Origin of the sequence: Winogradskya humida (assembly GCF_016862215.1) — a bacterium.
Classification (GTDB): domain Bacteria; phylum Actinomycetota; class Actinomycetes; order Mycobacteriales; family Micromonosporaceae; genus Actinoplanes; species Actinoplanes humidus.
Map to the genome: position 1 here is coordinate 205754 of NZ_BOMN01000086.1, position 10409 is coordinate 216162.

General features: G+C 71.4%; 10 protein-coding genes. 7 read left to right on the top strand and 3 right to left on the bottom strand.

The annotated features are described in order from the left end of the window. The first annotated feature begins 52 nt into the window (after positions 1-52). From Ahu01nite_RS29870 to Ahu01nite_RS29880, 3 genes are read left to right on the top strand one after another with little or no spacing between them, the layout of a single operon-like run. Positions 53-1231 carry an ROK family transcriptional regulator gene (locus tag Ahu01nite_RS29870; protein ID WP_203839988.1) on the top strand — a complete coding sequence of 393 codons (1179 nt, stop codon included), beginning with the start codon at positions 53-55 and terminating at the stop codon, positions 1229-1231. Next, on the top strand, positions 1228-2097 hold the full coding sequence (locus Ahu01nite_RS29875; protein WP_438874841.1) for an ABC transporter ATP-binding protein: 870 nt from the start codon (positions 1228-1230) through the stop codon (positions 2095-2097). The genes Ahu01nite_RS29870 and Ahu01nite_RS29875 overlap by 4 nt, the downstream gene beginning before the upstream one ends. Before the next feature lie 9 nt (positions 2098-2106). Next, on the top strand, positions 2107-3018 hold the full coding sequence (locus Ahu01nite_RS29880; protein WP_438874842.1) for a ribokinase: 912 nt from the start codon (positions 2107-2109) through the stop codon (positions 3016-3018). A gap of 128 nt (positions 3019-3146) precedes the next feature. On the opposite strand, the gene Ahu01nite_RS29885 is transcribed toward Ahu01nite_RS29880, so the two are convergent. Then, a complete protein-coding gene (locus tag Ahu01nite_RS29885) occupies positions 3147-3527 on the bottom strand; it encodes a DoxX family protein (protein ID WP_239159240.1) in 381 nt (126 codons plus the stop codon). 22 nt (positions 3528-3549) lie between these two features. Beyond that, positions 3550-4026: a DUF6232 family protein gene (locus tag Ahu01nite_RS29890; protein WP_203839990.1), complete on the bottom strand. Its 477-nt coding sequence runs from the start codon at positions 4024-4026 to the stop codon at positions 3550-3552. A gap of 87 nt (positions 4027-4113) precedes the next feature. On the opposite strand from Ahu01nite_RS29890, the gene Ahu01nite_RS29895 reads away from it, so the two are divergent. The 4 genes from Ahu01nite_RS29895 to Ahu01nite_RS29910 all read left to right on the top strand — a co-directional run bounded on the left by Ahu01nite_RS29895 (position 4114) and on the right by Ahu01nite_RS29910 (position 8962). Beyond that, complete coding sequence (locus tag Ahu01nite_RS29895; protein ID WP_203839991.1) at positions 4114-4887, top strand: enoyl-CoA hydratase/isomerase family protein; 774 nt, start codon at positions 4114-4116, stop codon at positions 4885-4887. Between the two features lie 61 nt (positions 4888-4948). Further along, a complete protein-coding gene (locus Ahu01nite_RS29900) occupies positions 4949-5464 on the top strand; it encodes a hypothetical protein (RefSeq protein WP_203839992.1) in 516 nt (171 codons plus the stop codon). A 51-nt stretch (positions 5465-5515) separates the two neighbouring features. Further along, entirely contained in the window at positions 5516-7267 is a 1752-nt protein-coding gene (locus Ahu01nite_RS29905) for an Hsp70 family protein (RefSeq protein WP_203839993.1), read from the top strand. A 69-nt stretch (positions 7268-7336) separates the two neighbouring features. Then, positions 7337-8962 (top strand): acetolactate synthase, encoded by a 1626-nt coding sequence (locus tag Ahu01nite_RS29910; protein ID WP_203840013.1) that lies wholly within the window; start codon positions 7337-7339, stop codon positions 8960-8962. Between the two features lie 46 nt (positions 8963-9008). Here the strand turns inward: Ahu01nite_RS29910 and Ahu01nite_RS29915 are convergent, their stop codons facing one another. Further along, the gene (locus tag Ahu01nite_RS29915) at positions 9009-9950 is read right to left on the bottom strand and encodes a class I SAM-dependent methyltransferase (protein ID WP_239159241.1); all 942 of its coding nucleotides are present in this window, start codon (positions 9948-9950) and stop codon (positions 9009-9011) included. Between the last annotated feature and the right edge of the window lie 459 nt (positions 9951-10409).

Sequence of the window (10409 nt, forward strand, 5' to 3'; positions counted from 1 at the left end):
GCGTCCGGATACCGTGATAGCAAATCATCCTCAATACCTAGGGGACGTAGTTATGGCCGCCACCCGCTTGCCGGGCACACCCAGGCTGCTGCGCGCGCTCAACGACCGCGCCGCGCTCGAGCTGCTGCTCGCGAAGGGGCCGCTGACCCGCGCCCAGCTCGGTGAGATGACCGGGCTGAGCAAGGTCACCGCCTCTCAGCTGGTCGAGCGGCTGGAGGAGCGCGGTCTCGTCCGCCGGGTCGGCGAGCAGGCCGGCGGGCGGGGACCCAACGCCCAGCTCTATGCGGTGACGCCCGGCAGCGCGTACGTCATCGGCGTCGAGGTCCTGCCCGACCGCGTCGTGGCGGCGTGCGCGGACATCACCGGCGAGATCGTCGGGCGCAGCGAGCAGTCCACCCAGGACATCGAGGACCCGGTCGGCGCCGTGCACAGCGCCGTCCTCGGGGCGGCGGCCGCGGCCGGCACCACGCTCGAGTCGGTACGCCGGGTCGTGCTCGGCACCCCCGGCCTGGTCGACCCGAAGACCAGCGAGGTCTCGTTCGCGTTCGACCTGCCGCGCTGGCACCGGGGCCTGCTCGCCGACCTGCGCAAGGACCTCAGCGTCCCGGTCGTCTTCGGCAACGACGTCAACCTGGTGGCCATCGCCGAGCAGCACGCCGGCGCGGCCAAGGGCGTCGACGACTTCGTGCTCATCTGGGTCGACCGCGGCGTCGGCCTGGCCACCGTCATCGACGGGCGGCTGCACCAGGGCAGCACGGGCGCGGCGGGCGAGATCGGCTACCTGCCGGTCGCGGGCACCGAGCCGCCGCACAACGCCTCCCAGCGCGGCGTGAAGGGCGGCTTCCAGACGCTCGTCGCCGCCGACGCGGCCAAGGCGATCGGTAAGCAGTACGGCTTCAAGGGCGCCGAGGCGGCCGACGTGATCCGCGCCGCGCTGGCAGCCGGGGAGAAGGGCGCGCCGGTGCTCGACGAGCTCGCCCGCCGGCTCTCGCTCGGTGTCGCCGCGACCTGCGTCGTGCTCGACCCGCCGCTCGTGGTGCTCGCGGGCGAGGTCAGCCAGGCCGGTGGCACCGCGCTCGCCGAGCGGGTGCAGGCGGAGGTCGCCTCGATCACCCTGGTCGCGCCGAAGGTCGTGGTGAGCGAGGTCGCCGTCGAACCGATCCTCAACGGCGCGCTCCTGGCGGCCCTGGACGCCGTCCGCGACGAAGTCTTCGGATCAACCACGGGGTGAGCCTCGGCACGCCGTCTTATCCCGGGCGGCGTGCGTGGTTGGATGGACGCGTGCTCGACGCAGCGACCCCCACACCCCCCGACGACGACACCGTCATCTCCTTCGACCGGGTGAGTGTCATCCGCGGCGGCAACTATCTGCTGCGGAGTCTCACCTGGCAGGTCGAGCTCGACGAGCGGTGGGTGATCCTGGGCCCGAACGGCGCCGGGAAGACCACTTTGCTCAATCTCTCCTCCGCGCGGCTGCACCCGTCCCAGGGTGTGGCGTGGGTGCTGGGGGAGCGGCTCGGCCGGACCGACGTCAACGAGCTGCGGACCCGGGTCGGCATCACGACCGGTCAGCTCGCCGAGCGGGTGCCGCCGGCCGAGCGGGTCCTCGACGTCGTGGTCACCGCCGCGTGGTCGGTGGTCGGCCGCTGGCGGGAGAGCTACGACCCGCAGGACGAGGCCCGCGCCCGGCAGCTGCTGGAGCAGATGGGCATGGGCGGGCTCACCGACCGCGAGTTCGGCACCCTGAGCGAGGGTGAGAAGAAGCGCACCCAGATCGCCCGTGCGCTGATGACCGACCCCGAGCTGATGCTGCTCGACGAGCCGACCGCCGGGCTCGACCTGGGTGGCCGCGAGGACCTGCTGGCCCGGCTGACCGAGCTGGCCGAGGACCCGGACGCCCCGGCCATGGTGCTGGTCACCCATCACGTCGAGGAGATTCCGCCCGGCTTCACCCACGCGCTGCTGCTGCGCGAGGGTACGGTCGTGGCGTCCGGGCTGCTCGGCGAGGTGCTGACCGCGGACAACCTGTCCAAGACGTTCGGCCTGCCGCTGGCCATCCAGCGTCACGGCGACCGCTACACGGCCCGCGCGGCCTAGGGATCACACATGGCCGACTCCTTGCCGCGGATCGTCGTCGCGGGCAGCGCCAACATGGATCTGGTGGGGCTGGCCGAGCGCCTGCCGCTGCCCGGCGAGACGGTCCTCGGCGACGACTTCATGATGACGCCGGGTGGTAAGGGCGCCAACCAGGCGATCGCCGCCGCCCGGGCCGGTGGCAGCTGCGCGTTCCTCGGCGCGATCGGCTCGGACGCGTTCGGGGTGACCATCAAGGCCCGGCTGAACGCGTCCGGCGTGGACACCACGCACGTCCGCACCAGCTACGGCTCGTCCGGTGTGGCGGTCATCATGGTCGACCGCGCCGGCGAGAACACCATCATGGTCAGCCCGGGCGCCAACAGCACCTTCGCCGGTCTCAGCGCCGCGGAGGAGGCGGTGATCGCCGAGGGCGACGTGTTGATCTGCCAGCAGGAGATCCCGGTCGAGACGGTGACCGCGGCGGCGAAGGCGGCGCGCGAGGGCGGCACCCGGACGATCCTGAACGCCGCACCGGCCCGGCACCTGCCGCCGGAGCTGCTGTCGGTGATCGACCTGCTCGTGGTCAACGAGGGCGAGGCCACGGCGATCACCCGGACCGACGAGGCCGACATGGGCGCGCTTCTCGAGCTGGTCCCGAGGGTGGTCCTCACCCTCAGCGGCAAGGGCTCCTGGTACGCCGACCGCGACGGCGCCGACGAACGCATCCCGCCGTTCCAGGTGGACGTCGTCGACACGACCGCCGCGGGTGACGCGTTCACCGGGGCGCTGGCCGTTGCCTGGGGCGAGGGCAGGGACCTGGTCGAGGCGGTCCGCTGGGCCAACGCGGCGGGCGCGGCTTGCGTACGCAAAGTCGGTGCCTCTAATGCCCTACCGTCGCGTGCTGACATCGACGCGCTGTATGCGAAGGGTACCGCCGCCTAGGACTGGCGGGCCATGCTGACGAAGCGGTAGACCTCGCCGCAGAGCACCTCGGCGAGGTTGCTCAGCCCGGGATGCCGGTCGGGGCGACCGTGGTGGCCTTCATGATGTCCCGATCGTGCCGGATATTTTTATATCTTTTTCACTTTTCCGGCGACTTGCAACCCCCACAGGACCAACGGCACCTGCAATGGAAGACGGCCGTAGGCGATCGCTCGCTTGGCCGGCGAGGCGTGCCGCCAGTCAACGGCCATCTTGACGTTGGCGGGGAAGACCGCCGCGAAGAGCCCGGCCGCGGCCAGGCCACCCAGGGCGCGTGTCCGCGGCACGGCGATCGCGGCGGCGATGGCCAGTTCGGCGGCGCCGCTGACGTACGTGTAGGTGCGCCGGCTGCCGGGCAGGGAGCGCGGCACGATCCGGTCGAAGGGGCGCGGCTTCGCGAAGTGCAGCACTCCGCTGGTGGCGAGCACCCCCGCGAGCGCCAGCGCCTGAATCGTGTCTTTCCTTGTCACGCCTGGCCTCCTTGGGAAAGGGTCACGCCTGGTCTCCTTGGGAAACGGTGTCCTGGTCCAGTGCGCGTTGCAGCGCCCGGTAGATCTGTCCGAAGCGCTGCCGGTTGTTCGATCGCAGCAGCAGCACCCGGGTGCCGCGCACCTCCGCCCAGATCTCGAGCGGGTGGCTGCCCCGGTCGTGGGAGCGGTCCACGAACTCCAGCAGCACGTCGGCGAGGGGGAGTGCGACCAGCCCGATCAGGATGCCACCACCGACCAGGGCGATGGTCACGGCGGTCGAGGCCTCGACCAGCACGGCGATCGAGATGCCGATCGCACCGATCAGCACGGGAATGAGGACGGCGAGCCCGAGCACGCCCCGCCCGGCCACCGCCGACCACTGTCGCCGCCCGCGGGAGTGCCAGACACGCGCGAGGTCGCTCAGCCGGTAATCGCGGCCGTCCATCCGGATCCCGGTCGACGTCACCAGCACGTCCCCGTCCCGGTAATAAGTGATCATGGCGCCTCCCTCGTCCCGAATGGTAGTTACCCGCGGGCCCGCGCCTTACCCTGTCGAGGACGTTAACGATCGATCGGGAGGCATCTGGTGGGCGAGTTCGTGGAGCTGGAGATCAACGAGGCGATCGGGACGATCCGGTTGGGCAGGCCCCCGATGAACGCGCTCAACACCCAGATCCAGGAGGAGCTCAGGGAGGCCGCACGGGTCGCGGCCGCGACACCCGAGGTCCGTGCCGTCATCGTGTACGGCGGGGAGAAGGTCTTCGCCGCCGGTGCCGACATCACCGAGTTCACCACCACGACCTTTCAGGAGATGACCGTACGCGCGGAGGCGCTGTCCGGTGCCTTCGACGCGGTCGCCCGGATCCCCAAGCCGGTAGTCGCCGCGATCACCGGTTATGCCCTCGGAGGCGGTTGCGAGCTGGCGCTGGCCTGCGACTGGCGGGTCGTCGCGGAGGACGCCAAGCTCGGGCAGCCCGAGATCAAGCTGGGCATCATCCCCGGTGCGGGCGGCACGCAGCGGCTGGCTCGGCTCGTCGGACCGGCCCGGGCCAAGGACCTGATCTTCTCGGGCCGCATGGTCGACGCCGAGGAGGCGCTGCGGATCGGTCTCGCTGACCGGGTCGTTCCGGCAGCCGAGGTGTACGCCGCCGCGGTTGAGCTCGTCCGGCCGTACCTCACCGGTCCGGCACTGGCTCTGCGCGCGGCGAAGCAGGCCATCGACAGCGGCCTGAACATGGATCTCGCCTCGGGGCTCGCGCTGGAGAGCCACCTTTTCGCGGGTCTGTTCGCGACCGACGACCGGGTCGAGGGCACCACGGCCTTCGTCGAGAAGCGGAAGCCGACATTTACCGGAAAGTGATCATGGTATTACCGAGAGGGGATCTCGCGGATATCGATCTGTTGCCATAAAGTTCCCCTCTGTGACGATGCCTGGGGTGGGCGCGACATCGGTGAGGCGGACGGTGACCGTCGCCGTGATGCTGGTCGTCGGTCAGGCGCTGCTCTGCGGTGTGATCGGGTTTGTCACTTTCGGCGGCAAGCAGGAACACCTCTCGGCGGCGCCGCGCACCGCGGACGCTCCGGTCGTGGTGGATCCGAAGCCGGTGGACCCGCACCCGTCGAGTCGCGCCACCTCGGCGCCGCCCTCCTCCGGCATGGCCTCGCGCCGCCTCACGCGTTCCCAGCGCCCCACTACGCCTCCGCCGGTCTCGACACCTCCTTCTTCCCCTCCTGCACTCACCCCCTTTGTTGCTACCTCTCCTCCCTCTACCACCACGCCTCCCGACTTGGCGCTGCTGCCGCCGGAGAAGGACGACGCGCCGGTGGTCCGGGAAATCTGTGAGATCGAGGGCAGCACCGGCCGGACCAAGGACGGGCAGGCAGTCCGGTGCACCCGCGGCCACGACGGCCGCCTTCGCTGGCGACCGGTGCGGTAACGCGCCCTTGCCCTGATCAACTCGTGTGCGCCACCCCTTACACTGGCGCGCATGTCCATCGACCAGGGTCGGCACGCGCTCGGCGTCGACTTCGGCACCTCGAACACGGTCGCCGTGGCGCGCTGGCCCGACGGCCGCGCCCGCCCGATCATTCTCGACGGCTCGCCGCTGCTGCCCTCGGCCGTCTACTCCGAGCCCGACGGCACGCTGCTGGTCGGCCGGGACGCCGTGCACAGCGCCCGCCGCGACCCCGCCCGCTTCGAGCCCAACCCCAAACGGCGCATCGACGACGGTCTTGTGCTGCTCGGCGAGCGCGAGCTGCCGGTCGTCGACCTGATCGCCGCCGTGCTGGTCCGCGTCGTCGAGGAATGGCACCGCGCCGTCGGCCCGGTCCGGCCCGAGACCACCCTCACCTGCCCCGCGACCTGGGGTGCCACTCGGCGCGGCCTGCTCGCCGAAGCGGCCGGGCGCGCGGGGCTGGAGCGGGTGCGGCTCGTTGCTGAGCCCGTCGCTGCGGCCACCTACTTCGCCGAGGTGCTCGGCCGGGACGTGCCCATCGGCTCTGTCGTCGTGGTGCACGACTTCGGGGCGGGGACGTTCGATGCGAGCGTCGTCGCGCGTACGGCCGAGGGGTTCGAGGTCCTCGCGGTCGACGGCCGTGACGACCTCGGCGGCCTGGACATCGACGCCGCGATCGTGGAGCACCTCGGCAAACTCTGCGCCGAGCGCGATCCGCAGGCCTGGCAGCGGCTCAGCGAGCCGACGACGCTCGAGGAACGCCGCGCCCAGCGCCAGCTCTGGGACGACGTACGCATCGCGAAGGAACGGCTGTCCCGTAGCCAGTCCGCGGACGTCATGATCCCCCTGCTCAACGTCGAGATGCACGTGACGCGGGACGAGCTGGAAGAGCTCGCGCGCCCGATCCTCGACCAGACCGTGCAGGTCACCCAGGAGCTGCTGCGCTGGGCCGACCTGCCCGACGGCCGCCTCGCCGGCGTCTTCCTGGTCGGCGGCGCCAGCCGGATCCCGCTCGTCGGCACCCTGCTGCACCGGGCCCTGGGCGAGGCCCCGGTCGTCATCGAGCAGCCGGAGCTCGTCGTCGCCGAGGGCAGCATCCTCGCCGACGCGGCCCTGCTGGCCAGCGAACCCGCCGCCCCCGGCCCGACCTCGGAGATGCGGCTGCTCTCCCGCGAGCCTCCGGCCACCCGCAGCAAGCGGGTCACGGTCGACGACATGGAGACCGTGCCGCAGTCCCGCCGCGACCTCAACCTTGGCCGGAGCGACTTCACCGGCGGGATGCCGCCCGCGGTCGACCCCTGGCCGGACGCCGAGCATCACTGGGTGCCCGATCCTGAGGCCACGTCCCCGATCTCTCAGGACATCGCGGTCACCGCGCCGGTCTCGCCGCCGGCCGCCCCGACCCAGAAGGCGGCGCGGCCTTCCTCGCCCGCTCGTCCTTCCGCTTCTCCGGCCCGGCCTGCTTCTTCTGCCCGGTCTGCCTCTTCTGCCCGGTCTGCCTCTTCTGCGCGGCCCGCTTCGTCGGGGCGGCCGGCCTCTGCTGCGCGGGCCGCTTCTGCTGCGCGGCCTTCTTCGCAGCGGCCGCCGACTGTGGGGTGGCAGGCTCCGCCGGTGCCGGCTCGCAAGCGCGGGGGCATGCGGGTCCTCCAGGTGCTGCTCAGCATTCTGGTGCTCGTTGCCGTGCCGGTGCTGACGTTGCTCGTGGCGTACAGCCTCACGTCGGGCGTCTCGTTCGGCTCCAGCGTCTCGTACCTCATCGACGATCTCAGTCGCCTGCTGAGCTGAACCCGTGCCCGTTCGGCGGTAGCGTGCTGGGCACGGGCCGATCGAGGGGAGCACTCGGGTATGGGCGACATGAGCGAGGGGCAGATCGAGGGGCACGGCGGGGAGTTGGCGCTGGCGGCGCTCCGGGCGTACGGGATCCGGGAGCTCTTCACCCTCTCCGGAGGCCATGTCTTCCCGCTCTACGACGCCGCGCACAAAGCCGGTTTCCCGATCTATGACGTGCGCCACGAGCAGTCGGCGGTGTTCGCCGCCGAGGCCGTCGCCAAGCTGCAGCGCCGTCCGGGTCTCGCGGTGCTCACGGCCGGCCCCGGCGTCACCAACGGCATCTCGGGCCTGACCAGCGCGTTCTTCAATGCCTCCCCGGTCCTGGTGCTCGGCGGGCGGGCCCCGGCCTTCCGCTGGGGATCCGGCAGCCTCCAGGAGATCGACCACATCCCGCTGGTCTCCTCCATCACCAAGTACGCAGCGACGGTGCCCGACACGGCATCCATCCCGGGCTCCGTGCAGGCCGCACTGACCGCCGCGCTCACCGCGCACCGCGGCCCGGCCTTCCTGGACCTGCCACTCGAGGTGCTGTTCTCCAGTGAGGACGTGCCCGCCCCCGTTGCCGACCCGATCCCGGTCACCACCGCGGACCCGGCCGACATCGCGAAAGCCGCCGAGCTGCTCGCCTCCGCCGCCCGCCCGGTGATCATCGCAGGCTCCGACGTCTGGGCCGGCGACGCGATCGAAGCACTGACGGCGGCCGCGGAAGCCTTGCAGATCCCGGTCTTCACCAACGGCATGGGTCGTGGCGCGCTGCCGCCCGGCCATCCGCTCAACTTCGCCAAGGCCCGCCGGGCGGCGCTCAACGAAGCCGACGTGATCGCGGTCATCGGCACACCCCTCGACTTCCGCCTCAACTTCGGCGAGTTCGATCCCGCCCAGGTCATCCACATCGTCGACGCCCCGTCCCAGCGGGCCACCCACGTCCAGCCCGCGGTGTCCCCGGCCGGTGACCTGCGCGCGACCCTCACCGCGCTCGCCGACCACACCGGCAAACGCGCCGACCACAGCGAATGGACGGCCGGCCTGCGCGCCGCCGAGGACGCGGGCCGCTCCCGGGACGCCGCTGCCATGGCCGCCGAAACGGACCCGATCAAGCCGGCCCGCGTCTACGGCGAGCTCCGCAAGGTTCTCGCGCCCGACGCGGTGACGATCGGCGACGGCGGCGACTTCGTGTCGTACGCGGGCCGCTACCTCGAGCCGTCCCAGCCCGGCACGTGGCTCGACCCGGGTCCCTACGGCTGCCTCGGCACCGGCATGGGCTACGCGATGGGGGCCCGGGTGACATATCCGGACCGCCAGATCTGCGTGCTGATGGGCGACGGCGCGGCGGGCTTCTCCCTCATGGACGCCGAATCCCTGGCCCGCCAGAACCTCCCGGTGGTCATCGTGGTCGGCAACAACGGCATCTGGGGCCTGGAAAAACACCCCATGCGCGCCATGTACGGCTACGACGTCGCCGCCGACCTGCAACCGGGCCTGCACTACGACCACGTGGTCGAGGCGCTGGGCGGAGCCGGCGAAACGGTCACCAAGGCGAACGACCTCGAGCCGGCCCTGACCCGCGCCTTCAACGCGGGCGTCCCCTACCTGGTCAACGTCATCACCGACCCCGAGGACGCCTACCCCCGCTCGTCCAACCTCGCCTGAGCCTTGTCCGGCCGATCGCGGGCCGTTCATGATCGGCCGGACAGTCCTAAGCCCGCAGCGCCCGGGTGCAGCGGGTGATGTAGGGCATGCTCAGCTCGTCGCGCCCCTTCAGATCGGGGTGCGAGTCCAGCAGCTCCTCGACCTCACCGAGGAGCTGCGCCCGCTCCTGCTCGGGCAGCACGATCACGTAGCTCCGCGACGCCACCATGTCCAGCAGCTCACCGCGGGTGAGGGGATGCCGCCACCGGATCTCGGTCCGCTCGACCTGCTCGAACGGGCTCGGCAGGGCAGGCTCGGTGTCGATCTCCTGCCGCGTGTGCTGATGCAGAACGTTGTCCAGCAGTGCGACCCAGGGCTCCGCGTGATCGCGGATGTTCCACACGAGACTGAGCGCACCACCGGGCCGCAACACCCGGGCAACCTCGGGAACGGCGAGCGCGGTGTCGACCCAGTGCCACGCCTGGGCCACCACGACGGCGTCGACGCTGGCATCGGGCAGCGGGATGCTCTCCGCGGACCCGCTCCGGACGGCGGCCCCCGGCACCGCGGCGGCCAGCTGTGCCCGCATCTGCTCGGACGGCTCCACGGCCACGACATCCAGCCCGGCCGCCACCAGCAGCTCGGTGAACTTCCCCGTCCCGGCACCCAGATCCAGCACCCGCTTGGCCCGCCTCGGGACCGCGAACTCCACCGCCGACTGCGGATAACCCGGCCGCCCCCGCCGATAAGCCTCCGCCGCCGCCCCGAACGAACCCGCATGCACCTGCTTGGACCACCGTCGAGTCGCCCCCTGCCGAGTCATCCCGCACGCCCTGCCGATCTCATCCCAGCTGGCAGCCCGCCCCTGCCGCAACCCATCGATGATCGACGTCCGCCGCCCCTCCATCGCCACCAGCGACTCCGTCAACCGCTCCAGCCCCACCAGCCCACCCGGCGCCGCAACCGCATCAACAAGCCCGGCCAGATCCACATTCGAGTCAACGCCCACGCAAGCAACGTATGTTGCTAGATCAACGATGTCAACACTTGTTGCGCGCGCCTGAATGGCAACAGGTGTTGCTCCGGCTAGGTGGTGGGCTCGGGTGGGGCTGGTCCTGCCCTCCGGGAGGGCTACCCGAATGCCTCTCCATCCGCATGCCGTCGGGCAGCGGAAATTCCATGACGGTGCCGTCGGGTGCGAGCCGGCGAACGCGGAACCGCACTGGAGAACCGCGCGTGGGTCGGCGAGAGCCGAGAAACGTGCTGGAGAACCGCGGGTGGGTCGGCGAGCGCCGAGAAACGTGCTGGAGAACCGCGGGTGGGTCGGGGGACGGCGGGAACCGCGCTGGAGAACCGTGGGCGGGTCGGCGAGCGCCGAGAATCGCGTGGGTGGGTCGGGGGACGGCGGGAATCGTGCTAGAGAAGTTTGGGTGGGCCGGCGGGCGGCGGGAACCGCGCTGGGGACCGC